This window comes from Rhodococcus tibetensis (assembly GCF_024438035.1).
In the GTDB taxonomy this organism is placed as follows: Bacteria; Actinomycetota; Actinomycetes; order Mycobacteriales; family Mycobacteriaceae; genus Rhodococcus_F; species Rhodococcus_F tibetensis.
On record NZ_JANFQF010000006.1, the window covers coordinates 33,959 to 59,903 of the forward strand.

Here is a 25,945-nt window from a genome sequence, read left to right on the forward strand (position 1 = left end):
ACGTTGACAAGCATCACGGGTCAGCGGAGGACGAACAGCTCCCCGAGCAGCGTGGGAGTGAGGACTTCGCCCTCCGGGCCGACCGACGTGCCGACCGTGAACCCCTTCGCCGCGGGCAGCGTGTCCTGATCGAGCGTCTCGCCGGTCCCGGTGTCGAAGGTGAGCAACGCCAGTCCGTCCTTACCCTCGCGGACCACCGAGTAACCGGTGGACCCGGCCGTCTGCGCCGGGACGCCCAGCTGCAATAGATCCTTCCGCTCCCAGACCAGTTCGGCGTGGTCGCCCTCGTCCTGCAGCGCCAAGAGGTGGCCGTCGAGCCCGCCCGCGGGGATGATCAGACCGTCCGAAGACGTCGACGGGCTGCCGGCCGGAGCGTACCCGATGTCGTAACTCCACTTCGGATCGCCGGTCGCAGAATCGATCGCCCACAATGTGCCCCAGTTGTCGTTGGTGTAAACGACAGAGCCGTCAGCAGACAGATCGGGGCTGGACGCGCTGCCGGCGGGCAGAGTGTCGCTGGACCATTCCTGGGTGATGGCGGGGTTGTCGCCGCCGGAGTACTTCATTGCGACGAGTTGCGCCTCGGTCGCGCCGGGCGCGAAGAACGTGAAATAGAACTTGCCGGAATCGAGGTCGATGGCCGGCATGTTGGCCACCGGGCAGTCGGGGGAGCCGAAGAAGCAGCCGCTGAGGCCTTTGTCGTCGGGAAGGATGTCCACATTCGCGCCCTCGGCGACGGTCGGCGGCGGGACGAGGTCGTATGACGCCACCACCTTCTGACCGGTCTGCGTGTTCACGACGTTGATCTGGCCGAGCTGGGTGATGAAGAGGAGGTTGCCGTCGCCCGTGAATTGCGCCGACAGCGGAGTTCCGACAACCGGTGTGCGCCAACGTAACTGGCCGTGCTCGTTGAACGAGTTCATGGCCCCGTTCTCACCCACGTACACATTGGCGGCACCGTCGACCACCGGGGTGGACGCCACGACGCCGGGGGCGAGCTGGCGGCACCAGCGTTTGCGGCCGCTCTCCATCTGGAAGGAGAAGAGATTGCACCCCTTCTCGGTGCGAGCGGTGATGAAGATCTGGCCGCTCGCCGCCACGGATGCATAGTTCGCTACGGGCCCGCCGAGGGGACGCGACCATGCGAGTGAGATGTCGCGGGATCCTGTCACCGGACTGGTGTCGCTGTTTCGGGCGTCCGCGTGCATGCCGGGCCATCCGCCCGCGGAGAAGATGTCGTCGACCTGCGCCCCGCCCCCGCAGCCGCTGAGGACGACAGCCGAGATCGTCGCCAGCGCCAGTACTGACGAACGTAGGACCCGCCGCATTACATCTCCTCGTCTTCGACAAACGCTCGGCCCAGAGACTATCCCGCCGAGAGCCACACGATCGGCACACCCCGACCCGGTGTCGGTGTCCGGGCACACGCGCACGCGGCTTCGGCCGGTGAACGTAGGCTGACGGGCTATGACGAGCATGTGGGGCGCACCGTTGCGTACGAGGTGGAAGGGATCCCGGCGGAAGGACAGCGAGCAGGCCCGCTTCCTGACCCGCGACTCGCTGCGCTGGGTGCTGGCTAACAAGGCATACACGCCCTGGTACCTGGTGCGGTACTACCGGCTGGCCAAGTTCAAGCTGGCCAACCCGCACGTGATCCTGCGGGGCATGGTGTTCCTCGGCAAGCGGGTGGAGATCCATTCGACGCCCGACCTGTCCCGCCTCGAAATCGGCCGTTGGGTCCACATCGGTGACGGCAATGCCCTCCGATGCCACGAAGGATCGCTGCGCATCGGCGACAAAGTGGTGTTCGGCAAGGACAACGTGGTCAACACGTACCTCGACATCGAGATCGGCGCGTCCACTCTCGTCGCCGACTGGTGCTACATCACCGACTTCGATCACCGCATGGACGACGTCAACGTGCCCATCAAAGATCAGGGCATCGTGAAGGGCCCGGTACGCATCGGTCCCGACACCTGGGTTGCTGCCAAGGTCACGGTGCTCCGCAACACCCGGGTGGGTCGCGGCTGCGTGCTCGGCGCCCACGCCGTCGTCAAGGGCGACATCCCGGACTTCAGCATCGCCGTGGGATCGCCCGCCAAGGCGGTGAAGAATCGCAAGGCCGAGTGGGAAGCCGGCGCCGCGGAGCGGGCCAAGTACATCGCCGCACTCGAGGACATCGCTCGCAAGAAGGCAGCCCGCGAAGGCTGAGCCGTCCGGTGGCATAGTCGAGCACATGGGAGTGTCGGACCGCGAACTCGACGACCGTATCCGCGCACTGCTGAACGCGAGGGCGGCGAATTCGAGCATCTGCCCGTCGGACGTGGCCCACGCGATCGCCCCGGACGAGTGGCGACCCCTCATGGAGTCGGTGCGCCAGGCCGCCCGGCGTCTCGTCGAGGCCGGGGAAGTCGAAATCACGCAGAAGGGTGCGGTGGTGGATCCGGAATCGGTGCGTGGTCCGATTCGAATTCGCCGTCCCCGTGCGTGAGGCGAATGTACGCGTGCGGCGCGTGCGAAGCGCCCGACGATACATTCGCCCGGCACTCAGCGTCCGGGGAGCGGGCGCTCGGGAATGACCGGGCGCGCCAAGGGGTGTCGCACGCGGCGTTTGGCGCCCGCGTAGACGTGCGCCGTGTCCTCGGCCACCGTGTGCCAGTCGAAATCCGCGGTGAGGCGGTCCCGGGCGGCCACTGCGCGTTGCTGCGCCGCCGCCGGATCGTCGAGGACCTCGCGAACCGCGGAGGTGAGTCCCGCGACATCGCCGGGGAGGAAGGACATGCCGGTCACTCCGTCGACAACGGCCTCGCCGAGACCGCCGGCAGTAGACGTCACCAACGGAGTCCCGGAGGCGGCAGCCTCGAGCGCGATGATGCCGAACGGCTCGTAGCGGCTCGGGAGGACGATGGCGTCGGCGCCGTGGAGCCAGCTCAGCAGCTCGGTGTGGTCGAGGTTGCCGAGGAAGTTGACGGCGCGGGCAACGCGGTGAGTGCGGGCCTGCTGATAGAGCCAGGTGAACTGGGTGCCCTCACCCGCGATCGACAGCGTGGTTCCCGGATGGCTCCGGCGGATACGGGGAAGCGCGGCGATCGCGTCCTGCACCCCCTTTTCGTATTCGAGCCGGCCGACGAACAGCAGTTTCGGCGGGCCCGAACGTGGCGCCCGTTGACGGAAGTTCCACGTGGTTACGTCGATTCCGTTGCGTATCACGGTGATCGGCGGCAGCTGGGGACCGTAGAGAGTGGTCACCTCGTCGTGCATCGACGCCGAGCAGGTGATGAGCGCATCGGATTCGTTGGCCAGCCACCATTCGACCGAATGCACCTGACGGTTGATGCGCCCGGACACCCAGCCGCTGTGGCGTCCCGCTTCGGTGGCGTGCAAAGTGGAAACCAATGGGACATCGTAGAATTCGGCGAGAGCGATGGCCGGATGTGCCACCAGCCAGTCGTGGGCGTGCACCACGTCGGGCTGCCAGCCTTCCCCGACACCGGGCTTGTGCAGGGCGACGCCAGCCCGCACCATGGCGTGCCCCATGGCGAGTGTCCACGCCAGCATGTCCTCGCCGAACACGAAGTGCGGCGGATCCTCGGCGACTGCGACGACGAGCACGCCTTCTTCGATGTGGGTGACGGTGGGGTGCGTGGACGCGTCGGTTCCCGACGGCCGCCGCGACAGCACCACCACTTCGTGGCCGGCGGCGGCGAGTGCGGTGGCGAGGTGATGCACGTGGCGGCCGAGACCGCCCACCACCACGGGTGGGTACTCCCACGACACGATGAGGACCTTCACGACACCCCTCCCGAGACGGTGGCCGTCGGCACTGCGGAACGGTCGGGCAGCCGCCGGGCATCCAGGCCGGGGAACAGGCTGTCGGCCGCGTTCCATCCGGCGGCCAGGCGCGATGCCGACGTGTCGTTGCCTGCCGCCGCCGCGGCCGCGATTTCGCGCGTCGCATGGGCGTGTTTGTGTGCCCGGTCGCGGGCGTACTCCGCCGCTGAGTCCTTGCTGACCATGAATGCCCAGTCGCTCGACACCGTCATGAGTGCCTCTCGCAGAATCTGATCGTTGACGCGGTCGCGGAGTTCGGGTCTTCCGGGTGCAGAACCGAGGCTACGGGCTTTGTCTACGGTGTCCAGTGCGGCCGCGACCACCTCCGAATTGAGCGTCACCAGATCGGACACTTTCTCGCCGGCCCACACCCGCCAGTCCTTTCCGGACCCCCACGACGAGTTCTCGAGGGGTACCGGCGCGCCGACGTATCCCTGGGTGCGGGCATCGTCGAGGGTGCCGACCCGAATTCCCGCCTCGGGGAGGGCGCGCAGCACCTTCTCGAGCCACTCGGGACCTTCGTGCCACCAGTGCCCGAACAACTCGGTGTCGAAGGCCGCGACGACGACGGCGGGCCGCCCGATTCGCTGGGACTCTCCGCGCAGCCGTGTGCGGACCGTGGCGACGAAGTCGGCGACGTGCCGGTCGACGGCTTCGGAGGCCAGCGCCGGGTCGTACGGCGCCTTGTCGGCCGAGTCCACCGTGCGACCGGTCACGCGGGCCGGCTTCAGTCCGGTGGCATGGTCGTAGGTGTGGAAGTCCCGGTAGGCGCCGTGCCCCGGGTAACCGGACTTCGGTGACCACACCCGGTAACTGACCTGGAGGTCGCGGCCGAAGGCCACGACGTCCGATTCGCGGACCGGTCGGCCGAGCGACGTATCACCGCGCAAGGCGGGCCCATCGACCATGAAGTGGGTTACCCCGGCCTCGGCGTAGCCGATCTCCATACCCGGGGTGTAGGCGCATTCGGGGCCCCAGATGCCCGTGGGTGTGGAGTTCCACCTGGTCTTCGCATCGGCTAGTCCCTCTTTCAAGGAGAACTCGCGCAGCCTGGGGTCGAGCAACGGCTGGAACGGGTGAGCGAGCGGACCGCCGAGGAGCTCGAACGCCTCCCGGTCGAGAAGCTCGCGTAGGACGGGCGAACCACCGTGCCGCCACCGCAGTTCGAAATCGGTGAGGGCGGCGGCGGAGGCGCGGTGCTCGCGGGCGCCGAGAGCCTGGTGTGCGCCATCGGGCATTCCGGCAGCTTCGTGGGCCCGGATCTGCCAGTTCCCCAGCCAGTGATGCATGCCTGTCAGGCAGTGCGGATCGTCGAGCTGGGCGGCGAGGACAGGGGTGATCCCGAGAGTCAGGAGATGAGAGCGGCCCTCGTCGGACAACCGCCGAAGCATGGCCGTGAGGGGAAGGTACGACGCAGCCCAGGACTGATAAAGCCACTCCTCGCCGACGGGCCAGCGGCCGTGATGGGCGAGCCAGGGCAGGTGGGAGTGCAGAACGAGGCAGAACATGCCCGGCTCCGTCGGTTCCGGCGGAAAGGTCCCGCGTCCCGCGCGTCCCGCTCCTGTGGTATCGGTCACTGCACAGGATCCTTTACCGCGACGGCCACGAGGTCGAGGCTGTCGTCGATGTTGCCCGGGTGCAGCACGAAGTCGTCGACCGTGATGCCCTCGACGTCGCGGGTGAGATCCGCCGGCCACGCTTCGCCCGCCAGGGCGCGGTCGATCTGGGCGCCGATGAACGAACCGCCGTGCTTGGTGTCGAGTGCCTTCAGCCGATCCCCGTGATGGACGCCGGTCATCAGCGACACCGTGAACCCGGCTTCCTCGAGTAGTTCGGTCAACTCGGCGGCGTCGAGTTCACGGGTGTGAAAAGGGTTGAGCGGTGTGTCGCGACCGGGCGAGAACGTGATTCGGTTGGGTGTGCTGACGAGAAGTTCCCCCCCGGGCGTCAGCACCCGGAAGCACTCGCGCAGAAACTGTGCCTGATCCCAAAGGTGTTCGATCACCTGGAAATTGACGACGGTGTCCACCGAGGCATCGCCGAGGGGAAGCTCGGCCAAGTTGCCGTGCAGCATCTCGACACGAGGGTACCGCGCGCGGACGTGTTCGACGGCGGAGATGTCGTAGTCGAGTCCGGTGACGCCTGCCGCCACATCGGCAATCATGTTGGCGCCGTAGCCTTCTCCGGAACCGGCCTCGAGTACCCGGCGTCCCGCGCAGTGCGGGAGGAGGTCGCGGTACACCACCTCGTGACGCCGGAACCAGTAGTTCTCCTCGGGGATGCCGGGTACGGTCCGCTCGCCCGTGAGGGGCAGTTGCTCGTCTCCGGTCGATGGCAATTGCTCGTGCCCGAGCGGGGGCAGCGGTGCGTCCTCGCGGTCGCCGACAAATGATTCGCTCACCGGTGCGAGATTAGTGCCACGGGCAAGGTCGCTCGTCCAGGTGGTCCACATCACAGCACTGAAACTCGTTTTCGGCCTTATGGTGAACGAGGCTTTCGTGCAAGTTACCAACGGGTAACTTAACGTGAGGTAATCTGTCGCAGAGCAATTGTGCGAGGGCATACGAAGACGAGAGCTCGGCTCATGCGGAGCAACTCGCGATAACCAGGCAAGTACACACAGGAGGTCGACGAAGACCCATGACGAACATCGTTGTTTTGATCAAGCAGGTCCCCGACACATGGTCCGAGCGCAAGCTGACCGATGGTGACTACACGCTTGACCGCGAGGCCGCCGACGCCGTGCTCGACGAGATCAACGAGCGCGCCGTCGAGGAAGCGCTCCTCATCAAGGAGGCGCAGGGCGGCGAGGTGACCGTGCTGTCCGCAGGTCCGGACCGCGCCACCGACGCCATCCGCAAGGCCCTGTCCATGGGTGCCGACAAAGCGGTGCACATCAACGACCCCGCACTGCACGGTTCCGACGCGGTCCAGACCGCGTGGACGCTTGCTGCCGCTCTGGGGCAGATCACGTTCGAGAACGACGAGCCCGCCGACCTGATCATCGCCGGCAACGAGGCCACCGACGGCCGGATGGGCGCGGTTCCCGCAATCATCGCCGAGTACCTGGGCATCCCGCAGCTCACGCAGCTGCGCAAGCTCACGGTCGCCGACGGCGTCGCGACCGGTGAGCGTGAGACCGACGAGGGTGTGTTCGGCCTCCAGGCGAACCTGCCGGCCATCGTGAGCGTCACCGAGAAGATCAACGAGCCTCGTTTCCCCTCCTTCAAGGGCATCATGGCCGCGAAGAAGAAGGAAGTCATCACCTACACCCTGGCCGACCTCGGCGTGGACCCGGAGACCGTCGGTGTCGCGAACGCGGGCACCACCGTCACCGCCTCGACGCCCAAGCCCCCGCGTACCGCTGGTGAGCGCATCGTCGACGAGGGCGACGGCGGCAGCAAGATCGCCGCATACCTCGTTGGCCAGAAGATCATCTGATCCGCGCCCTCCACAGACCAGCAGACATATACAGGGAGAGTTAGACATGGCAGAAGTACTGGTGCTCGTCGAGCACGCAGAGGGTGCACTGAAGAAGGTCAGCACCGAATTGATCACCGCCGCTCGTGCACTCGGTGAGCCGGCCGCAGTGGTCACCGGTCCCGCCGGTACCGCGGACAAGCTCGCCGACGCCCTCGCGGCGGCGGGCGCCGCGAAGATCTATGTGGCCGAGTCGGACGACATCGACGGCTACCTGGTCACCCCGAAGGTCGACGTCCTCGCGTCGCTCGTCGAGTCCGCTGCTCCCGCTGCGGTCATCACCGCAGCCAGCATCGAAGGCAAAGAGGTCTCCGGACGTCTCGCTGCCCGGATCGGGTCCGGCCTGCTCTGCGACGCCGTCGACGTGAAGTCCGACGGCAGCGCTGTGCACTCCATCTTCGGTGGCGCGTTCACCGTCGAGGCGAAGGCAAACGGTGACGTCCCCGTCATCTCGGTGCGGCCGGGTGCCATCGAGGCGAAGCCGGAGGCCGGTGCGGGCGAGAAGGTCGAGGTCGAGGTTCCCGCGCAGGAAGAGGGCGTCGTCAAGATCACCTCACGTGATCCGATCGTCGGCGGCGACCGTCCCGAACTCACGGAGGCGACCGTCGTCGTCTCCGGTGGCCGTGGTGTCGGCAGCGCGGACAAGTTCTCCGTCGTCGAGGAGCTCGCCGATTCGCTCGGCGCCGCTGTCGGTGCGTCGCGTGCGGCTGTGGACTCCGGTTACTACCCGGGGCAGTTCCAGGTCGGTCAGACCGGTAAGACGGTTTCCCCGCAGCTGTACATCGCGCTCGGTATCTCCGGTGCCATCCAGCACCGCGCAGGTATGCAGACGTCGAAGACCATCGTCGCCGTGAACAAGGACGAGGAAGCACCGATCTTCGAGATCGCGGACTTCGGCATCGTCGGCGACCTGTTCAATGTGGCTCCGCAGCTCACCGACGCTGTCAAGACCCACAAGGGCTAGATTGCCTGTCGGCGGCCCCGTTCCCTTCGGGGGGCGGGGCCGCCGTCGTATCTACACCGTTCACCCCGGCTGCATCGACACGACACCTCGTCGATGCCCCGCCGCCGCCCCTGCTCGGTAAACCTGCGCCATGACAACTTCGTCTGTTCTTCGCGCAGCGAGTGACACCGCCGATTCTGTTGTAATTCCGCCCCGGTATTCCCTCGTCGTCTCCTCCGACCGCGAGCATCGGGTGGCGGCCCAGCGGTTGCGTTACCGCGTGTTCGCCGCGGAGCCGGGTTTCTCCGTTCCCGCAACCAGCAGCGGCCTCGAGGCCGACCGGTTCGACGATTTCTGCGATCACCTCCTGGTCCGCCATGAGGCGACCGGCGATTTCGTCGGTTGTTACCGCATGCTTCCGCCGGATGCTGCCGCGCAAGCCGGTGGCTACTACACCGCCACCGAGTTCGACATCTCGGCCCTGGACCCCCGGGGCAATCGGATCGTCGAAATGGGCAGGGCGTGCGTCGACCCCGAACACCGTTCCGGCTCGGTACTGAGCCTGATGTGGGCTGGAATCCTCCACTACCTGCAGTTGACCGGTTACGACTGGGTGATGGGCTGCGTGTCGGTGCCCATGCAGGAAAGTCCGGAAGCGCCGGCCGGCTCCAACGTGCGCGGAGTGCGAGACCTGCTTCTGAAGAAGTACGGCAACGATCCTGCGGCCAGGGTCGTCCCCCGCAATCCGGTCCGCGTCGCCGGCCGTTCCCTCGACGAGATCGAGCCACCGGCCCGGCCCTTGCTGCCTCCGTTGCTGCGGGGGTACCTGCGTCTGGGCGCAAAAGTGTGCGGGGAGCCGGCGCACGACCCGGAGTTTGGTGTCGCCGACTTCGTCGCGTTGCAGGGACTGCATCAAGCGAACGAGCGTTACCTCGAACGGCTGCGTTCGGCATCGGCGGTCCTCGAAACCGGAGCTCAGGCGTGAGCACCACCTCCACCGGGACGCCGACTCCCGTCCACGCCTGGATGCCGTCGAGTCCGTGTGGGAGTAGCTGCCTGCCACCCGAGGCGCCGGGCGTCTCGGCCGCCGTCGTCGCGATCCGTTGGCTACTCGTGGCTTCCGCCCTGGTCACCGCGCCGCTGTTGACGGCAGGTTGCGTGATGCCACGGGCTTGGCGTATCGGCCTCCAACGCCGCTACGCGGCCGTACTGCTGCGGTGTGTGGGTCTGCGGCTCGAGGTGGTCGATCACCGCGGCAAGCGGCGCCACGAGGGCGGAATCCTGGTGGTGACGGGCCACGTCTCCTGGACCGACGTCCTGGTACTCAATGCCCTCGACCCGGCGAGCTTCGTCGCACGGGGAGACCTTCTCGACTGGCCGATCCTCGGCTCGCTCGCGCGGCGGATGCGGATCGTCCCGATCGACCGGCACGACCTGCGCGCGCTGCCCGGCACCGTGGCCGCGACCGCGGCGCGGCTGCGGGACGGCGAAAGGGTAGCTGCCTTTCCGGAAGGGACGACGTGGTGCGGGCGCGCGTACGGAGGCTTCCGTCCGGCGCTGTTTCAAGCGGCGATCGACGCGGAGTGCCCGGTACAGCCGGTCTCCTTGCGCTACACGATGCGCGGTGGAGAGCTGACCACCGGGCCGTGCTTCGTGGGTGAGGAGACGATCGGCCGGTCGATTCGGCGGATCATCCGGCACAAGGGCGTCATCGCCGAAGTCAGGCTGGCGCCGATCGAGTATCCGGGGGAGTCGCGCAGGGATCTCGCCGCCCGGTGCGAACGAGCCGTGCGAGGGTCCGAGCCCATCGATCTCGCAGCGCACGACATCCTCGATCCGTCCCGGGACCCCGCCGAGAAGTCCGGTCCCCGCATCGAGAGGGAAGAGCGCCTGATCGCCTGAGTTATCCTGGTCGGGTCATGACCTCTGCCCGCAGTGCCGATCGCCCTGTCTACCTGGATCACGCAGCGACCACTCCCCTGGTGTCCGCGGCCGTCCAGGCAATGACCGATATCTTCTCGACTGTGGGCAACGCGTCCTCGCTTCACGGCTCGGGCCGTGCCGCCCGCCGGCGCATCGAGGAGGCGCGCGAGTCGATCGCGGCTGACCTCGGGGCCCGGCCGTCCGAAGTGATCTTCACCTCCGGCGGCACCGAAAGCGACAACCTCGCAGTCAAGGGCATCTTCTGGGCCCGCCGCGACGCCGACCCCGCCCGGGTGCGGATTCTCGCGAGTTCCGTCGAACATCATGCGGTCCTCGATGCGGTGGAGTGGCTCGAGACACACGAAGGCGCCCAGGTCTCGTGGCTCCCTGTCGACGAACGCGGTCGGGTGTCGCCGCACACGCTGCGTGACGAATTGGCCCGTCATGCCGACGAAACTGCGTTGGTCACGATCATGTGGGCCAACAACGAGGTCGGCACAATCATGCCGATCGCCGAACTCGCGGCCGTCGCGGCGGAGTTCGACATTCCCATGCACAGCGATGCGGTCCAGGCCGTCACCCATCTGCCCGTCGATTTCGCCGCCAGCGGCCTCTCCGCGCTCAGCATCGCCGCGCACAAGGTAGGCGGTCCGCAGGGAGTCGGTGCACTGCTGCTCGGACGCCAGGTGGCCTGCGTTCCGCTGTTACACGGCGGCGGGCACGAGCGCGACCTGCGCTCGGGTACCCCGGACACCGCCGGTGTCGTCGGGATGGCAGCGGCATTGCGTCACGCCACTTCGAACCTCGAAGCACGCTCCGGGGAACTGACCGCGCTCCGGGACCAGCTGATCTCCCGCGTGCAGGAGATCCTGCCCGACGCCGTGTCGAACGGGCCGGTCGGTACTGCGCGGCTACCCGGCAACGCTCACTTCACCTTCCCCGGGTGTGAGGGTGATTCCTTGCTGATGTTGCTCGACGCTGCGGGAATCGAGTGCTCCACCGGTTCGGCGTGTACGGCGGGCGTGGCTCGACCGAGCCATGTCCTGACGGCGATGGGTGTGGACCCCGCCACTGCGCGGGGTTCGCTGCGGTTCTCGCTGGGCCACACGTCGACGGCCGAGGACGTGGAAGCGTTGATCGCGGCACTGCCGCAAGTAGTGGAGCGAGCCCGCGCCGCGGGGCTCGCCGGTGTCGGAGCGCGTGGAGGGAATCGTTGATGCGAATACTGGCGGCCATGAGTGGCGGAGTCGACTCCGCCGTCGCTGCGGCTCGGGCTGTGGCCGCGGGGCACGACGTGGTCGGTGTGCACCTGGCCTTGTCCGCCGAACCGGGAACCTTGCGTACCGGATCGCGTGGGTGCTGCTCCAAGGAGGATGCAGGTGATGCCAGGCGTGCGGCGGACGTGCTCGGAATCCCCTTCTACGTCTGGGATTTCGCGGACCGATTCAAGGAAGACGTGATCGACGATTTCGTAGCGTCCTACGCTGCGGGTGAGACACCCAACCCCTGCCTGCGCTGCAATGAAAAGATCAAATTTGCCGCTCTTGCGGACCGCGCCGTCGCACTCGGGTTCGACGCGGTGGCCACGGGTCACTACGCGCAACTCCACGACGGAGTGCTCCGGCGCGCCGTCGATGCCGACAAGGACCAGTCCTACGTTCTCGGTGTGCTCACCGCGGACCAGCTGGCGCGGGCGATGTTCCCGGTCGGCGATACTCCGAAAGAGCAGATCCGGGCGGAGGCGGCGGACCGAGGTCTCGCGGTGGCGAACAAGCCGGACAGCCACGACATCTGCTTCATCCCCTCCGGCGACACTCGGGCGTTCCTCGGCGCGCGGATCGGTGTGCGCCCGGGAAGTGTGGTCGACGCCGACTCGGGTGAAGTTCTCGCGGAACACGAAGGCGTGCACGGCTTTACCATCGGCCAGCGCAAGGGCCTCGGTGTCCAGGGCCCGGCGGCCGACGGGCAGCCGCGGTACGTCACGGCAATCGAGCCCGAGACAGGCACCGTCCGTGTGGGTTCCGCGCGCAACCTCGAGGTACACGCGATCAGCGCCGAACGAGCCGTCTGGACGTCGGGCCGGGTGCCGGACGCGCCGATCGAGTGCACGGTTCAGGTACGCGCGCACGGCGGCCTGGCCGAGGCCGTGGCCGAGGCAGTCGACGGCGGCATCGCCATTTCGCTGCGCGAACCCCTCACCGGTGTGGCCAAGGGTCAGGCAGTGGTTCTCTACCGAACCGATCCGGCGGGCGACATCGTGCTCGGCAGTGGAACGATCTCGGGTACCGACTCCCGTCCGACCGCGCAGTGACACAGACTGTTTCGCTGGCCGGTGCCGTCACCGGCGTCGGCTCGTGGCCCGGAACCGATGCACGCGAAGCTGCCACGATCGTTCTCGGTGAACTGGGCAGGCTTCCCCACCTGGTGGAGTTGCCCGCGCGGGGGCTCGGAGCAGACATGATCGGCCGGGCAAGCGCACTTCTCGTCGATCTGCAGCTGGACGTGTCCACGACGGCGTACCGGGTGATCTCGCGGAGAGGTTCGGTGGCCAAGCGTGCTACCGACCTGCTGAACCAGGACCTCGATGCGCTCGAAGAAGCTTGGGAGACGGCCGGTCTCGTCGGCGCAGACCATGTGGTGAAAGTACAAGCGGTCGGACCGCTCACCTTGGCAGCGGAAGTGGAGTTCGGCACGGGCCGCCGCGTCCTCACCGATCCGGGGGCGGTGCGCGACTTCGCGGAGTCGCTGGGCGAGGGTGTGGCCCGGCATGCCGCCGAGGTGACCCGACGTCTCGGTGCGCAGGTCCTGATCCAGTTCGACGAACCGCGGTTGCCTGCGGTGCTGGCCGGCACCTTGTCCGGCCGGACCCGTCTAGAGACGGTTCGCGCGTTGCCCGAACCGGAGGCCCGGGCGGTGCTCGAGGCGACTCTCACCGGCTCCGGTGGCGTCACGATGGTGCACTGCTGCGCCGCGGGAATACCCACCGACCTTCTGCGGCGCAGTACGGCACGAGCGGTTGGCCTGGACGTGGCGCAGCTGACAGCAGCCGATCTGGACGGCATCGGGGAACTGCTCGACGCCGGAAAGGAGCTCGCGCTCGGATTGATCCCCAGCGTGGCGCCGTCGACCCCCACCACCTGGCGTGACCTCGCCGCACCGGCCGTGACGCTGATCGACCGACTCGGTTTTCCGCGCACGACACTGCGCACCCAGGTGGCTGTCACGCCGGCATGTGGGCTCGCCGGAGCAGACGAGCAGTGGAGTCGTGAGGCCCTGCGTCTGTGCAGTGAAGTGAGTAGTGCATTCACCGACGACCCCGAATCACTGTGACTCGCGGGTTGGCTGTCGGCCCGACCGGTTAATCTTCGGACGTGACTGAATCGACCGAAGCCCCGACACCCGCCCCCGGCGACGTACGGGAGCGGTGGAACGAACTGGCCGAGGAAGTGCGGCAGCATCAGTTCCGCTATTACGTCCGCGACGCGCCCGTCATTTCCGACGGTGAGTTCGATGCGCTCCTCGGAGCGTTGAACGACCTCGAGAACCAGTACCCGGACCTGCGCACCCCCGACTCGCCGACCCAGCTCGTCGGCGGCGGCTTCGCGACGGATTTCACCTCCGTCGACCACCTCGAGCGCATGCTCAGTCTCGACAACGTCTTCGCCACCGACGAGTTGCGCACCTGGATCAGCCGTGTGGAACAGGAGGCGGGTGCCGATCTGCCCTACCTCTGCGAGGTGAAAATCGACGGCGTCGCACTCAACCTCGTGTACGAGAACGGCCGACTCGTGCGCGCAGCCACTCGCGGTGACGGACGCACGGGCGAGGACGTCACACTTAACGCACGCACGATCGACGACATTCCGGAAAGGCTTACCGGCACAGACGAATATCCGGTTCCCGCCTTGCTCGAGGTGCGCGGCGAGGTGTTCTTCCGGCTCGAGGATTTCGCGGCTCTCAACGCCGCGCTCGTCGACGAGGGCAAGGCGCCCTTCGCGAATCCCCGCAACTCCGCCGCCGGCTCGCTGCGGCAGAAGAATCCCGCGGTCACCGCCCGTCGCCGTCTCGGAATGATCTGTCACGGTTTCGGCCGAATCGAAGGGTTCGAACCCGTCTCGCAGTACGACGCCTACACGGCGCTGGCCGCGTGGGGTCTGCCCGTCTCCTCGCACACCTCCCGCGTCGTGGGCGCCGACGCGGTGGTGGCGAAGGTCGAGTACTGGGGTGAACACCGGCACGACGTCGAGCACGAGATCGACGGACTGGTGGTGAAGGTCGACGAGATGTCGCTGCAACGCCGGCTCGGTTCCACCTCGCGAGCCCCGCGGTGGGCAATCGCGTACAAATACCCGCCCGAGGAAGCCACCACCAAGCTCCTCGACATCCGGGTCAATGTGGGGCGGACGGGACGGGTCACACCTTTCGCCTACATGGAACCGGTCACCGTCGCCGGTTCCACCGTGTCACTCGCCACCCTGCACAACGGCTCCGAGGTCAAGCGCAAAGGTGTCCTGATCGGTGACACCGTGGTGATCCGCAAGGCTGGTGACGTCATCCCAGAGGTCCTGGGCCCCGTCGTCGACGTGCGTACTGGCGACGAGCACGAGTTCGTCATGCCGACGCACTGCCCCGAGTGCAACACCCTCCTGGCCCCGGCCAAGGAGGGGGATGCCGACATCCGCTGCCCCAATCAGCGCTACTGTCCCGCGCAGCTCCGGGAGCGGGTCTTCCACGTCGCGGGCCGGGGCGCGTTCGACATCGAGGTGCTCGGCTACGAGGCCGCGACGGGGCTGCTCGAGGCCGGGGCGATCGAGGACGAGGGTGACCTGTTCTCGATCACGGAGGACGATCTCCTGAAGACGTCGATCTTCCGGACCAAGGCGGGGGCTCTCTCAGCCAACGGACGGCGGCTCCTCGACAACCTCGACTCCGCGAAGGACAAACCACTGTGGCGGGTCTTGGTGGCGTTGTCGATCCGTCATGTGGGACCGACGGCCGCCCGTGCGCTTGCCGGCGAGTTCGGTTCGCTCGAAAAGATCCGCGAGAGTTCCGTCGAAGAGCTCGCGGCAGTGGACGGCGTGGGCGGCACCATCGCCGCCGCGGTCGCGGAGTGGTTCGGCGTGGACTGGCATCTGCAGATAGTCGAGAAGTGGGCCGCGGCAGGCGTGCGCATGGAAGATCAACGCGACCAATCGATTCCGCGCAACCTCGAAGGCCTGTCGATCGTGGTGACGGGATCGCTCGAGACGTACTCGCGTGATCAGGCCAAGGAAGCCATCCTGGTACGCGGCGGTAAGGCGGCGGGTTCGGTGTCGAAGAAGACGGCCTACGTGGTGGTCGGTGAATCACCGGGCTCGAAGCATGACAAGGCCGTCGAACTCGGTGTCCCCGTTCTCGACGAGGACGGATTCCGGCGCCTGCTCGAAGGGGGACCGGAGGCCGTGGCCGATTCGGCGATGTGACCGGTTCCTCACTCCAGTTTTTTGGGCACCGTGAGGTGTCCTGTCATAGTTCTGGACATGATCGAAATACGGGATGTGGCCCCGGACGAGTACGAGGTCGTGGGCGACCTGACGGTGATCGCGTACGTCGGCGGCGGATTCGTCGAGGCACACGATCCGTACACCAACCGGTTACGCGATACGGCGGGACGTGTGGACAAGGCGGACGTTCGGGTTGCCGTCATCGACGGTCAGGTCGTCGGTTCCGTCACGATCGCGGATCCCACATCGCCCTACGCGGATGTGGCAGAGCCGGGCGAACTCGAATTCCGCATGCTGGCGGTCTCACCGGACGCGCGCGGCTCCGGCGTCGGCTCGGCATTGGTGCGACACGTGCTGGACACCGCCTACGACCGCGGTGACAGAGCCGTCGTCATGTCCACACAGGCCTCGATGGAAGCAGCCCGGCGCATCTACGACCGCAACGGCTTCGTCCCTGTGCCCGAACGCAATTGGGTTCCCGTGCCTGGTATCGAGTTGACCGTGCTGGTCCGCGAACTGGTTTGAGGCAGGGCGCGTTCCGGTCCTCAGCCCAGTACGGTCGCGATGATGCCGGCGAGGTACCCCAGTCGCGCGACTTCCGAGGGACGGAACTCCGGCCCCCCGGGCCGGCCGAGCATCAACACGCGGCCGGTGGTTCCGAGGGGGGCCGCAGCCAGCGTGGTGTTCATATCGCGCCACACCCGCGGTACCCAGTCGTCCTCGCCGTCCAGTGCCATCGGCTTCTCGAGGGGCATCCAGGGGATGTCCGTGGCATGGGTTTCCGGAGCACCCGAACTGCCGACCACGCGGTAGGCGCCCCGCGGGCCGAGGTCCGCAACCACGGACCAGCCGACGCGCAGCACGCGCGGCGCGCCGTCGACCAGGACCTGCAGGCGGTCGTCCGTGGCGGTGGCCACCTGATCGATCAGCTCGAGTTCGCGGTGGGTGTCGAGTATTCCGGCGTAGGGGCGAATGGAATCGACGGTGACGTCGGGGAGAGCCTCGGCGGCGGTGATCAGGGTGTCGGGCAGCGATCCCGGCTCGACATCGACCACGAGGTCGTCGATGGCGAATCCGGCACCCCGCTCCACCACGTCGAGCGACAGAATGTCAGCGCCCACCGATCCGAGGGCGACGGCGAGCGAGCCGAGGCTACCTGGTCGGTCGGGGAGCTGGACGCGAAGAAGATACGACACGTGCGTCCCTTTCACCACGAGATAAACGCGGGAGTACCACCTGCGACCCCCGTCACGACCATCCTTGCACTTTCGGTTCCGAGTATGCGGTCCCCCCTCCGCGTTCGGGGGAGGACCGAGCGGGAGTTCCAGGTCGCGCCCGATTCGTTGACACCCTCGATACGGAATCGCCTCGTCCACGAAACATTCCAGTCGAAACGTAGGCGCAGTTGGCCACGATCGGGCTTCCGATCCGATGCGGTACCACGCGGTGTATTGCTTCACCGGTGACGACACCCGGGTTCATGGCACGCGCCTCCGCACGGCCAGGATTCGGCGCTGGCTGCACGGCTGATCGGGCCACGCTCTAGGCTGGGACGGACATTGTGTACGTCCGACCTGAAAGGGGCCCCGCGGTGCCTGCCATCTCCCGTGACGAGGTCGCGCACCTCGCGCGGCTGTCTCGACTCGCCCTGACCGACGCCGAACTCGACGAGTTCGCGGGTCAGCTGGACTCGATTCTCAGCCACGTGAAGGTGGTCACCGAGGTTCCCGCAGAAGACGTCCAGCCGATGGCGAACCCGAACGCGGTCACCAACGTGACCCGTCCCGATGTGATCGTTCCCGGGCTCACCCCGGAGCAGGCGCTGTCCGGCGCACCCGCTGTCGAACAGGATCGTTTCGCCGTACCGCAGATTCTCGGAGAGGGCGAATGAGCGCCGAACTGACCACACTCGACGCGGCGGAACTGGCGTCGAAGATCCACCGCCGTGAGGTGTCGTCCGTCGAGGTCACCCAGGCGCATCTCGACCGCATCGCGGAGGTCGACGGCGGACTCGGTGCCTTCTTGCACGTGGCGGGGGAACAGGCTCTCGTGTCGGCGAAGGAGGTGGACAGCGCGCTGGCCGCGGGTGAGGCTCCCGCTTCGCCGCTGGCGGGAGTTCCGTTGGCGCTCAAAGACATCTTCACCACCACCGACATGCCCACCACCTGCGCCTCGAAAGTTCTCGAGAACTGGGTTGCCCCGTACGACGCGACTCTCACGAGCAAACTCCGCGCTGCCGGTATCCCGATCCTGGGCAAGACAAACCTCGACGAGTTCGCGATGGGCTCGTCCACGGAGAACTCTGCGTACGGCCCCACCCGCAACCCCTGGGACGTCTCCCGCGTACCTGGCGGGTCGGGCGGCGGCAGCGCCGCGGCGCTCGCGTCCCGGCAGGCGCCGCTCGCGATCGGAACCGACACCGGTGGATCGATTCGGCAGCCCGCCGCGCTGACCGCGACGGTGGGCACCAAGCCGACCTACGGCACGGTGTCTCGCTTCGGCCTGGTCGCCTGTGCGTCGTCGCTGGACCAGGGGGGCCCTTGTGGCCGCACGGTTCTCGACACTGCCTTGCTGCACGAGGTGATAGCCGGTCACGATCCGCGCGACTCCACCTCCATCGATGCGCCGGTCCGCCCGGTGGTCGCCGCGGCGCGGGAGGGAGCCGGCGGCAATCTCCGAGGTGTGAAGGTCGGCGTCGTCAAGGAGCTGCACTCCGACAGCTACCAGCCCGGCGTCCTCTCCTCGTTCGACGCGGCGGTAGCACAGCTCACCGAACTGGGTGCCGAGGTCGTCGAAGTGTCCTGCCCCAACTTCGAGTACGCGCTCGCCGCGTACTACCTGATCCTCCCGAGTGAGGTGTCCTCCAACCTCGCCCGGTTCGACGCCATGCGGTACGGACTGCGGATCGACGAGGGCGACATGAGCGCGGATCAGGTGATGGCCGCTACTCGTGCTGCGGGCTTCGGTCCGGAAGTCAAGCGCCGCATCATGATCGGCACCTACGCGCTCTCGGCGGGGTACTACGACGCTTACTACGGCCAGGCGCTGAAGGTCCGGACCCTGATATCCCGCGACTTCGACAGGGCCTACGAGCAGGTCGATGTCCTCGTCTCTCCCACCAGTCCGTTCACGGCCTGGAAGCTGGGGGAGAAGGTCGGCGATCCGCTCGCGATGTACCTGTCGGACCTGTGCACGCTGCCCACCAACCTCGCGGGCCACTGCGCGATGTCCGTTCCCTCCGGGCTGTCGGCGGACGACGGTCTCCCGGTCGGCCTGCAGATCATGGCGCCGGCGCTCGCCGATGAGCGGCTCTACCGGGTGGGTGCGGCTTTTGAAGCTGCACGTGGTCCTATCGGGTCACCGGCTGAGGTCGCAGTCGGGTAGGGCGGTGCCCTGCTCTTCTCCGTAGCGATGCCCGTGCCCGGCGGGGAAGTTGAGCGCCGACACCAGGTCGACGCCGGCCTGGAGGAAGGTCACGCCGGGGATCCATTGGGGGATCGGAGCATCTCGCACGGCGCGCGACAGATCGGGCCGGTGCAGGATCAGGTCGGGTGACCACCACACGACGGGATCGGACGTGTTGGCCAGAACCGTTGCGCCGTCGGTCATCACGGACCCGGCGGGCGGTCCTGCCCACAGCGCCCCACACACTTGCCGGTTCAGGTCTGCTGCGTCGGCGAACTGGGCGCTGCCCCCGACGGATCCGAGGCTCTGGCCGTAGACGTAGAGAGCAGGCCGGAGTGCCTCGGGTACTGCCGCGATGCGGTCGGCGACGGCCTCGAACAACGCTGCCGCAGATTCGCCGGCCGCCGAGCGGCCGAAGGCGAAGGTGATCCAACTCGGTGCGTAGGAGTATTGGAGTCCGACGATCGCAACATCGTCACCGAAGCGTTCCTCGAACCCCTTCGCGGCGTTCTCGTCTATCCAACCGGAACCGGTGGGAACGGTGACGACGATGGCCGAACGCGTAAATCCGCCCGCCCGCTCCAGTTCCGAGACCGCAAGGGCTGCGCGGGACTGCACGTCGGGCGCCGAATTCATCCCGACGTAGGTGCGGATACTCGCCGACTGCTCACCGGCAGCGACGAAGCGACGTCCCTGCCGGCCGAGTGACTCCCAACTGACGACGGACGGGGGGCTCCCTGCCAGTGCGACGGACATCGGACGATGCAGCGAGACGTCGACCAGATCATTGGAATCGCTGTACGAACGCGACATCATCTCCCAGACCGCCGGCCCCGCAACCAGTTGCAGACCGGTCGCGAGAACGATGGCGGTGGTGGCGCTGCCGATCCAGCCGAGACGGTGGGCCACCGAGGAGACAGCCGCCCCGACGGCAACCAGGCACCCGAAGGTCGACGCGGCGCCGATGATCACCTGCATCCAGTGACCCGGGCCCACGTTGTTCATCCCCATCGCCTGCCGCAGTGAATCCTGCCAGTGGTCGGCAATCACGATCGTCCAGGCAGTGGCGACCATCGCGCCCAACAAGGCTGGAAGGCGAACGGATTCCCGGGGTACCCGCGACGCGGAGGGGCGAATGAGCACCTGCCGCAGCCGGCGCGCGAGGACGAGGATCCCGAGCCCCGCCGCAGCGAGAACGCCGGTGAAGAGGGCTTGCGTCAGGGCGCTTCGAGGAAGCAATGACGGTGCGAGCGAGGCGAGTACGAACATCGTCACGGAGATCGTGGAGGAGGCCCGGGGGAGTGCCGACACCGGAATCGTTGTGGCGAGCCCGCGGCGGAGCACATTCGCCGGTACTCGGGATCCGTAGTCGAGGTGGCGCCGGGCGTCGAGGACAGCGGTCATGCTCATGCGACGGCTCCCTGGGGTTCCGGTCGGCGGCGAAGGGACCAGGTCGCACCCGCGAGGAGTGCGACCCCGACACCGCCTGCGAGCCCGTACTTGGCTCCGGACTCGGTCACGGGCGCGGAATAGCCTTGGCGCCAACTGTTTCCCGTGACGGCAGTGGTCGCGATGTTCGCCATGACATAGCAGGAGGTGCGAGCACGTTCGTCGACGCGCCTGTCGCACGCCGCGTGCATTCGTCGATCGAGTTGTGTGTCGAGGCTCTGTCGTGCCCACGGTTCGAGGTCGTTCCCGGACCGGGAGGCGTAGCGGAGGAGGTCGTATCCGAGGTCGTGGGCCTTGCACGAGGCGTCGAATTCGACCGGCAACGGCACCGGGGACGAGCAGTCGCCCGCCGGATCGGCGAGCACTCCCTCGACGCGCTGCGGTGTGTACCCCATGACGGATTCGAAATCCGCGGGAATGGACGATTCCGCGAATTCCTCGGCGGAGGTGAGAGTGAGTACCGCGTCCGACGCGGCGGCGTTCTGTGGCCGGGGTGTGCCCGCGGTCCCGGTGCCGGAGAATCCGGTAGTGGTCAGAAGGGCCGTTGCGGCAAAGGCCACCGCAGCCCAGGTAGTTCTCCGTGTCCCCGTCGTTCGCATGACGAAGACGGTATGAACAAGCGTTACGCAGCCACATCACACCGGAGTCCGGTTCGATCACTGGCCTCGGGGGACGAGTGGGCCGCGATCTCATACCTCGGTACTAGGGGTACCTCGGCCCGAGGAGTGAGGACATGCGGTGAACGCACTTCCTACGCTCGACGTGTGGACAAGAAGACGCGTATCCGGAGAGTTGCTCGAGGCCAGTGGCTGAACCTGGCAATTGTCGTGGTCACAGCGATTCTCTTCGCTGTCGCGTGGCCGACACTACAGTTGACGCACCAGGTGAGCCCGGCGATTCAGCCGTTCGTCGCGGCGCTCGCAGCGTTTCCCTTCGTGCTGATCCGCGCCAACCCCGCGCTGGGGTGGGCTGTCTCTGCGGTCTCCGCTCTGGTCATTCCGCGAGTCTTCGGGTTGCAAGCGGGCTACGACTACCCCTGGCAGGTAGTCCATATCCTGGTGATACTGGCGCTCCTGGCGGCAGTGAGTATGCGGGCGGCCATTCCCGTCGTCGGCGTCGCATGGATGTCGACGGTGCTGCTCTTCCTCGCCGACACGCCAGGCACCAACGGCCGCGGTTGGGCCGTGGGGCTCACGGCGATCGTCGTCTTCGGCCTGCTGATCCGCTGGCTCGTGCTCTCGCGCAGGCAACTCGCCCGGCAGGAAGAGCTGAGCGAGCTCGAACGCACGCGTCGCACGGTTCTCGAGGAGAAGGCGCGCATAGCGCGTGACTTGCATGACGTTGTCGCGCACCATATGTCGATGGTGGTCGTGCAGGCGCAGAGCGCGCCCTATCGCATCGCGAACGTATCGGACGAAACCCGCGCCGAATTCGAGTCGATCGGCGCGGCCGGGCGCGCCGCACTGAACGAGGTGCGCGGACTGCTCGGCGTCCTGCGGAGCGACGGCCAGCTCGCCGAGCACGCCCCGCAGCCCGGGGTGGGCCAGATCGGCGAGTTGCTCGAGGGCAGTCGCCGGGCCGGGATCCCGGTCACCTGGAGTGTGTCCGGTGACGCGACGCTCGCGTCCGAGTCGGTCGGTCTGGTGATGTATCGCATCCTGCAGGAGTCGTTGGCCAACACAGCGCGGCATGCATCGGGCGCAGCGGTCGAGGTGAAAATCACGTATCAGTCGCCGATCGTGTCGCTGTCCGTGATCAACGGTCCGGCGAAACGCAGTATCGCGTCTGCGCTGACCAGGCACGAATCGACCGGAGGCAATGGAATCATCGGCATGCGTGAGCGCGCGCAGGCCGTCGGGGGGGTGCTCACCACGCGGATGCACGACAACGGCGGATTCGAGGTCCACGCCGAGTTCGCGGCCGCGTCAGCCTAGGCTGACGGCGTGGCCATCACCGTGTTCATTGCTGACGATCAAGCCATGGTCCGTCAGGGCTTCGGCGCCCTGCTCTCCTCACAACCCGACATCAGCGTCATCGGCGACGCACCGGACGGGGCCGTGGCGGTGACCGAGGTCAGACGTCTGCGTCCCGACGTGGTCCTGATGGATGTCCGGATGCCAGAGATGAACGGTCTCGATGCGGCGCGCCTGATCCTGTCGGCGGGATTCGATCCCCCTGTGCGCGTTCTGATGCTCACCACGTTCGACGTCGACGACTACGTCTACGAAGCGCTCAGCATCGGCGCCAGCGGCTTCATGCTCAAGGACGCGCCCGCCGAGGAACTGGTCCGTGCCGTCCGGGTGGTCGCCGACGGGGAGGCGCTTCTGGCGCCGACGGTCACCAAACGCCTGATCGCGGACGTGACGAGCCGCCGCAGCACCACACGCCGCAAGCCTGCGGCGCTCTCGGCGCTGACCCCGCGCGAACGAGAGGTTCTCGAACTCATTGCCGGCGGGATGTCCAACACCGAGATTGCGGACCGGCTGTTCGTCGCCGAGCAGACCGTCAAGACGCATGTCGGAAAGGTGCTGTCCAAGCTCGATCTCCGAGACCGCGCACAGGCCGTGGTTCTCGCCTACGAGAGTGGCCTCGTCACACCGGGCTGAAAAGAACCCGTCGGTCCGAGGTGCCCTCACGGCGTCCGAGCGGCAAGATGGGTAAGGAGAACCACCATCACCACACGAGGCGCCTTCCCATCGGGACACGGCGCCGCAACGGGAGAACGAGGGGTGCTCGGATGCGAATCGGGATCCTGACCGGCGGCGGCGACTGCCCCGGACTCAACGCGGTGATCAGGGCGGTGGTGCGCACTGCCGACGGCCGGTATCGCAGCTCGGTGGTGGGATTCCGGGACGGTTGGCGCGGCCTGCTCGAGGACCGCAAGGTTCCGTTGTCCAACGACGACCGGATCGACCGCATCCTCACCCGCGGCGGCACCATCCTGGGCACTGCCCGGGTGAATCCGGACAAGTTGAAAGCCGGACTGGACCAGATCCGGCAGACCCTCGACGACAACGGTATCGACGCCCTCATTCCGATCGGAGGAGAGGGAACGCTCACTGCCGCAGGGTGGTTGGCAGAAAGCGGTGTCCCGGTCATCGGGGTTCCGAAGACGATCGACAACGACATCGACTGCACCGATGTGACGTTCGGCTTCGACACCGCGTTGTCCATCGCGACGGATGCAATCGACCGGTTGCACACCACCGCCGAGTCGCATCAACGGGTCATGCTGGTGGAGGTGATGGGCCGGCACGCCGGCTGGATCGCTCTGCATTCGGGTTTGGCGACGGGCGCGCACCTCACCCTCGTTCCCGAGGTGCCGTTCGATGTCGGTGAGGTGTGCGACATGGTGAAGAAGCGGTTCCAGCGGGGTGACTCCCACTTCATCTGTGTCGTCGCCGAGGGTGCCGCGCCCACCCCCGAGTCGATGACGCTGCGCGAAGGTGGCATCGACGAGTTCGGGCACAAACGATTCACCGGTGTCGCGCAGCAGCTCGGCACCGAGATCGAACGCCGCATCGGGAAGGAAGTACGGACAACGGTTCTCGGGCACGTGCAGCGGGGCGGCACACCCACCCCGTACGACCGGGTGCTCGCCACCCGCTTCGGGGTGCACGCCACGGACGCGGTCCACCGCGGAGACTTCGGGCAGATGGTTGCCCTGCACGGCACGTCGATCGAATTGGTGGCGCTCACCGACGCCACCCGCCACCTCAAGACCGTGCCACGGGAGCGATACGACGAGGCAGCCGCCTTTTTCGGCTGACCGCGTTTTTGGGCACACGAGCAGGCGCATAAACTCTTCTGCATGACTGCTGTCGACGCGCCGGCCCTCCTCGACTACGACGATGTGCTCGCCAAGTACGAGCCTGTTCTCGGCATGGAGGTACACGTAGAGCTCGGCACCAACACCAAGATGTTCTGCCCGTGCCCGACCGAGTTCGGCGCTGAGCCGAACACTCAGGTGTGCCCGGTCTGCCTGGGCCTGCCCGGGTCGTTGCCGGTGGTCAACGAGGCTGCGGTCGAATCTGCGATCCGGATCGGCCTGGCGCTGAACTGCTCGATCACACCGTGGGGCCGTTTCGCGCGGAAGAACTACTTCTACCCGGACCAGCCCAAGAACTATCAGATCTCGCAGTACGACGAGCCGATCGCCACCGACGGCTACCTCGACGTCGTTCTCGACGACGGCACCACCTGGCGCGTCGAGATCGAGCGGGCGCACATGGAAGAGGACACCGGGAAGTCGCTGCACGTCGGCGGCGCGACGGGCCGCATCCACGGCGCAAGCCACTCGCTGCTCGACTACAACCGGGCGGGTGTTCCGTTGGTCGAGATCGTGACCAAGACCATCAGCGGTGCCGGTGCGCGCGCTCCCGAGGTTGCCCGTGCCTACGTCACCGCGCTGCGCGATTTGCTGAAGTCGCTGAACGTGTCCGACGTGCGCATGGACCAGGGTTCGATGCGCTGCGACTCCAATGTGTCGCTGATGCCGATCGGCGCCACTGAGCTGGGAACCCGTACGGAGACGAAGAACGTCAACTCCCTCAAGAGCGTCGAGGTGGCGGTCCGGTACGAAATGCGCCGTCAGGCAGCCGTGCTGGAGTCGGGCGGTGTGGTGATCCAGGAAACCCGCCACTTCCAGGAGGCGGACGGCACCACGTCGCCGGGCCGGCGCAAGGAGACCGCCGAGGACTACCGGTACTTCCCGGAACCCGACCTCGAGCCGGTGGCCCCCAGCGCCGAATGGATCGAGGAACTCCGCGGCACGCTGCCGGAGTTGCCCTGGGTTCGTCGCGCCCGGATCCAGGCCGAGTGGGGTGTCTCCGACGAGGTGATGCGCGACCTCGTCAACGCCGGTGCCCTCGACCTCGTGATCGCCACGACCGAGGCCGGAGCCTCCGCGGAAGCCGCGCGGTCATGGTGGGTGTCGTACCTGGCCCAGCAGGCGAACACGCGCGGCGTGGAATTGACGGCGCTGCCGATCACCCCGGCGCAGGTGGCTCAGGTGGTCGCGCTCATCGACAGCGGCAAGCTGAACAACAAGGTCGCGCGTCAGGTGGTCGACCACGTCCTCGACGGCGAGGGCGATCCGGAACAGGTTGTTGCGAACCATCCGGAACTCGTGGTCGAGCGGGACGACACCAAGCTGAAGGCGGCCGTCGACGAGGCCCTGGCAGCCAACCCCGACATCGCCGACAAGATCCGCGGCGGCAAGGTGGCGGCCGCGGGCAAGATCGTCGGCGACGTGATGAAGGCGACGCGTGGCCAGGCCGACCCCGCTCGTGTCAAGGAACTCGTCATCGAGGCCTGCAGCTAACCTCCGCCGACGTGTAACCCCGCCGACGTACCAACGGGACGTTCGTTCGGTTCAACCGAACGAACGTCCCGTTCGTGCACGGGAGTACAAGCAGGGAGGGGCGGGACG

General features: G+C 67.1%; 24 protein-coding genes. 17 read left to right on the top strand and 7 right to left on the bottom strand.

Annotated elements, in window-relative coordinates:
* Positions 1 to 20: 20 nt before the first annotated feature.
* The gene (locus tag NOF53_RS08610) at positions 21 to 1,328 is read right to left on the bottom strand and encodes an outer membrane protein assembly factor BamB family protein (RefSeq protein WP_255967323.1); all 1,308 of its coding nucleotides are present in this window, start codon (positions 1,326 to 1,328) and stop codon (positions 21 to 23) included.
* A gap of 139 nt (positions 1,329 to 1,467) precedes the next feature.
* Here NOF53_RS08610 and NOF53_RS08615 point away from each other — a divergent pair, with 139 nt between their 5' ends.
* Entirely contained in the window at positions 1,468 to 2,211 is a 744-nt protein-coding gene (locus NOF53_RS08615; protein WP_255967325.1) for an acyltransferase, read from the top strand.
* A 25-nt stretch (positions 2,212 to 2,236) separates the two neighbouring features.
* Positions 2,237 to 2,491 (top strand): DUF3253 domain-containing protein, encoded by a 255-nt coding sequence (locus NOF53_RS08620; protein WP_255967327.1) that lies wholly within the window; start codon positions 2,237 to 2,239, stop codon positions 2,489 to 2,491.
* 56 nt (positions 2,492 to 2,547) lie between these two features.
* On the opposite strand, the gene NOF53_RS08625 is transcribed toward NOF53_RS08620, so the two are convergent.
* The 3 genes from NOF53_RS08625 to NOF53_RS08635 all read right to left on the bottom strand — a co-directional run bounded on the left by NOF53_RS08625 (position 2,548) and on the right by NOF53_RS08635 (position 6,232).
* On the bottom strand, positions 2,548 to 3,792 hold the full coding sequence (locus tag NOF53_RS08625) for a glycosyltransferase family 4 protein (RefSeq protein WP_255967329.1): 1,245 nt from the start codon (positions 3,790 to 3,792) through the stop codon (positions 2,548 to 2,550).
* Entirely contained in the window at positions 3,789 to 5,339 is a 1,551-nt protein-coding gene (locus tag NOF53_RS08630; protein WP_255967703.1) for a 1,4-alpha-glucan branching protein domain-containing protein, read from the bottom strand. Before NOF53_RS08630 ends, NOF53_RS08625 begins: the two co-directional genes overlap by 4 nt.
* A gap of 65 nt (positions 5,340 to 5,404) precedes the next feature.
* Positions 5,405 to 6,232 carry a class I SAM-dependent methyltransferase gene (locus tag NOF53_RS08635; RefSeq protein ID WP_255967331.1) on the bottom strand — a complete coding sequence of 276 codons (828 nt, stop codon included), beginning with the start codon at positions 6,230 to 6,232 and terminating at the stop codon, positions 5,405 to 5,407.
* 239 nt (positions 6,233 to 6,471) lie between these two features.
* Here NOF53_RS08635 and NOF53_RS08640 point away from each other — a divergent pair, with 239 nt between their 5' ends.
* From NOF53_RS08640 to NOF53_RS08680, 9 genes are all read left to right on the top strand, one after another.
* Positions 6,472 to 7,272 (top strand): electron transfer flavoprotein subunit beta/FixA family protein, encoded by an 801-nt coding sequence (locus tag NOF53_RS08640; protein WP_255967333.1) that lies wholly within the window; start codon positions 6,472 to 6,474, stop codon positions 7,270 to 7,272.
* Between the two features lie 46 nt (positions 7,273 to 7,318).
* Positions 7,319 to 8,275 (top strand): electron transfer flavoprotein subunit alpha/FixB family protein, encoded by a 957-nt coding sequence (locus tag NOF53_RS08645; RefSeq protein ID WP_255967335.1) that lies wholly within the window; start codon positions 7,319 to 7,321, stop codon positions 8,273 to 8,275.
* Positions 8,276 to 8,405: 130 nt separating this feature from the next.
* The gene (locus NOF53_RS08650) at positions 8,406 to 9,239 is read left to right on the top strand and encodes a GNAT family N-acetyltransferase (protein WP_255967337.1); all 834 of its coding nucleotides are present in this window, start codon (positions 8,406 to 8,408) and stop codon (positions 9,237 to 9,239) included.
* 41 nt (positions 9,240 to 9,280) lie between these two features.
* Positions 9,281 to 10,156: a lysophospholipid acyltransferase family protein gene (locus NOF53_RS08655; protein ID WP_305086694.1), complete on the top strand. Its 876-nt coding sequence runs from the start codon at positions 9,281 to 9,283 to the stop codon at positions 10,154 to 10,156.
* Positions 10,157 to 10,173: 17 nt separating this feature from the next.
* Positions 10,174 to 11,394, top strand: a complete 1,221-nt coding sequence (locus NOF53_RS08660) for a cysteine desulfurase family protein (protein WP_255967341.1) — start codon at positions 10,174 to 10,176, stop codon at positions 11,392 to 11,394.
* Positions 11,394 to 12,488: a tRNA 2-thiouridine(34) synthase MnmA gene (gene mnmA / locus NOF53_RS08665; RefSeq protein ID WP_255967343.1), complete on the top strand. Its 1,095-nt coding sequence runs from the start codon at positions 11,394 to 11,396 to the stop codon at positions 12,486 to 12,488. Before NOF53_RS08660 ends, mnmA begins: the two co-directional genes overlap by 1 nt.
* On the top strand, positions 12,485 to 13,507 hold the full coding sequence (locus NOF53_RS08670; protein ID WP_255967345.1) for a methionine synthase: 1,023 nt from the start codon (positions 12,485 to 12,487) through the stop codon (positions 13,505 to 13,507). Before mnmA ends, NOF53_RS08670 begins: the two co-directional genes overlap by 4 nt.
* A 41-nt stretch (positions 13,508 to 13,548) precedes the next feature.
* On the top strand, positions 13,549 to 15,639 hold the full coding sequence (gene ligA, locus NOF53_RS08675; protein WP_255967348.1) for an NAD-dependent DNA ligase LigA: 2,091 nt from the start codon (positions 13,549 to 13,551) through the stop codon (positions 15,637 to 15,639).
* Positions 15,640 to 15,696: 57 nt separating this feature from the next.
* Positions 15,697 to 16,185 (top strand): GNAT family N-acetyltransferase, encoded by a 489-nt coding sequence (locus tag NOF53_RS08680; protein ID WP_255967350.1) that lies wholly within the window; start codon positions 15,697 to 15,699, stop codon positions 16,183 to 16,185.
* 20 nt (positions 16,186 to 16,205) lie between these two features.
* Here NOF53_RS08680 and NOF53_RS08685 read toward each other — a convergent pair whose 3' ends face one another.
* Complete coding sequence (locus tag NOF53_RS08685; protein ID WP_255967352.1) at positions 16,206 to 16,856, bottom strand: ACT domain-containing protein; 651 nt, start codon at positions 16,854 to 16,856, stop codon at positions 16,206 to 16,208.
* A gap of 395 nt (positions 16,857 to 17,251) precedes the next feature.
* Between NOF53_RS08685 and gatC the strand changes: the two genes are divergently transcribed.
* Entirely contained in the window at positions 17,252 to 17,551 is a 300-nt protein-coding gene (gatC, locus tag NOF53_RS08690) for an Asp-tRNA(Asn)/Glu-tRNA(Gln) amidotransferase subunit GatC (protein ID WP_109331061.1), read from the top strand.
* The gene (gene gatA / locus NOF53_RS08695) at positions 17,548 to 19,044 is read left to right on the top strand and encodes an Asp-tRNA(Asn)/Glu-tRNA(Gln) amidotransferase subunit GatA (protein ID WP_255967355.1); all 1,497 of its coding nucleotides are present in this window, start codon (positions 17,548 to 17,550) and stop codon (positions 19,042 to 19,044) included. The genes gatC and gatA overlap by 4 nt, the downstream gene beginning before the upstream one ends.
* Here the strand turns inward: gatA and NOF53_RS08700 are convergent.
* Together NOF53_RS08700 and NOF53_RS08705 are read right to left on the bottom strand one after the other, a co-directional pair.
* A complete protein-coding gene (locus NOF53_RS08700; RefSeq protein WP_374212592.1) occupies positions 19,018 to 20,469 on the bottom strand; it encodes an alpha/beta-hydrolase family protein in 1,452 nt (483 codons plus the stop codon). The two genes, gatA and NOF53_RS08700, sit on opposite strands and share 27 nt — an antisense overlap.
* A 2-nt stretch (positions 20,470 to 20,471) precedes the next feature.
* Entirely contained in the window at positions 20,472 to 21,113 is a 642-nt protein-coding gene (locus NOF53_RS08705; RefSeq protein ID WP_255967357.1) for a hypothetical protein, read from the bottom strand.
* Positions 21,114 to 21,278: 165 nt separating this feature from the next.
* On the opposite strand from NOF53_RS08705, the gene NOF53_RS08710 reads away from it, so the two are divergent.
* The 4 genes from NOF53_RS08710 (at position 21,279) to gatB (ending at position 25,837) form a co-directional block, all read left to right on the top strand.
* The gene (locus NOF53_RS08710; protein WP_255967358.1) at positions 21,279 to 22,448 is read left to right on the top strand and encodes a sensor histidine kinase; all 1,170 of its coding nucleotides are present in this window, start codon (positions 21,279 to 21,281) and stop codon (positions 22,446 to 22,448) included.
* Between the two features lie 9 nt (positions 22,449 to 22,457).
* Positions 22,458 to 23,120 (top strand): response regulator, encoded by a 663-nt coding sequence (locus NOF53_RS08715; RefSeq protein WP_255967359.1) that lies wholly within the window; start codon positions 22,458 to 22,460, stop codon positions 23,118 to 23,120.
* 131 nt (positions 23,121 to 23,251) lie between these two features.
* A complete protein-coding gene (locus NOF53_RS08720) occupies positions 23,252 to 24,283 on the top strand; it encodes an ATP-dependent 6-phosphofructokinase (protein WP_255967360.1) in 1,032 nt (343 codons plus the stop codon).
* A 42-nt stretch (positions 24,284 to 24,325) separates the two neighbouring features.
* Entirely contained in the window at positions 24,326 to 25,837 is a 1,512-nt protein-coding gene (gene gatB, locus NOF53_RS08725; protein WP_255967361.1) for an Asp-tRNA(Asn)/Glu-tRNA(Gln) amidotransferase subunit GatB, read from the top strand.
* Positions 25,838 to 25,945: the final 108 nt, after the last annotated feature.

Coding starts and splice junctions, on each gene's coding strand:
- NOF53_RS08660 (WP_255967341.1), top strand. CDS start 10,174: ATGACCTCTGCCCGCAGTGCCGATCGCCCTGTCTACCTGGATCACGCA.
- NOF53_RS08705 (WP_255967357.1), bottom strand. CDS start 21,113: ATGCGAACGACGGGGACACGGAGAACTACCTGGGCTGCGGTGGCCTTT.
- NOF53_RS08620 (WP_255967327.1), top strand. CDS start 2,237: ATGGGAGTGTCGGACCGCGAACTCGACGACCGTATCCGCGCACTGCTG.
- NOF53_RS08720 (WP_255967360.1), top strand. CDS start 23,252: ATGCGAATCGGGATCCTGACCGGCGGCGGCGACTGCCCCGGACTCAAC.
- NOF53_RS08700 (WP_374212592.1), bottom strand. CDS start 20,469: ATGACCGCTGTCCTCGACGCCCGGCGCCACCTCGACTACGGATCCCGA.
- NOF53_RS08615 (WP_255967325.1), top strand. CDS start 1,468: ATGACGAGCATGTGGGGCGCACCGTTGCGTACGAGGTGGAAGGGATCC.
- gatA (WP_255967355.1), top strand. CDS start 17,548: ATGAGCGCCGAACTGACCACACTCGACGCGGCGGAACTGGCGTCGAAG.
- NOF53_RS08650 (WP_255967337.1), top strand. CDS start 8,406: ATGACAACTTCGTCTGTTCTTCGCGCAGCGAGTGACACCGCCGATTCT.
- NOF53_RS08610 (WP_255967323.1), bottom strand. CDS start 1,328: ATGCGGCGGGTCCTACGTTCGTCAGTACTGGCGCTGGCGACGATCTCG.
- mnmA (WP_255967343.1), top strand. CDS start 11,394: ATGCGAATACTGGCGGCCATGAGTGGCGGAGTCGACTCCGCCGTCGCT.
- NOF53_RS08630 (WP_255967703.1), bottom strand. CDS start 5,339: ATGTTCTGCCTCGTTCTGCACTCCCACCTGCCCTGGCTCGCCCATCAC.
- NOF53_RS08640 (WP_255967333.1), top strand. CDS start 6,472: ATGACGAACATCGTTGTTTTGATCAAGCAGGTCCCCGACACATGGTCC.
- NOF53_RS08680 (WP_255967350.1), top strand. CDS start 15,697: ATGATCGAAATACGGGATGTGGCCCCGGACGAGTACGAGGTCGTGGGC.
- NOF53_RS08645 (WP_255967335.1), top strand. CDS start 7,319: ATGGCAGAAGTACTGGTGCTCGTCGAGCACGCAGAGGGTGCACTGAAG.
- gatB (WP_255967361.1), top strand. CDS start 24,326: ATGACTGCTGTCGACGCGCCGGCCCTCCTCGACTACGACGATGTGCTC.
- NOF53_RS08655 (WP_305086694.1), top strand. CDS start 9,281: ATGCCGTCGAGTCCGTGTGGGAGTAGCTGCCTGCCACCCGAGGCGCCG.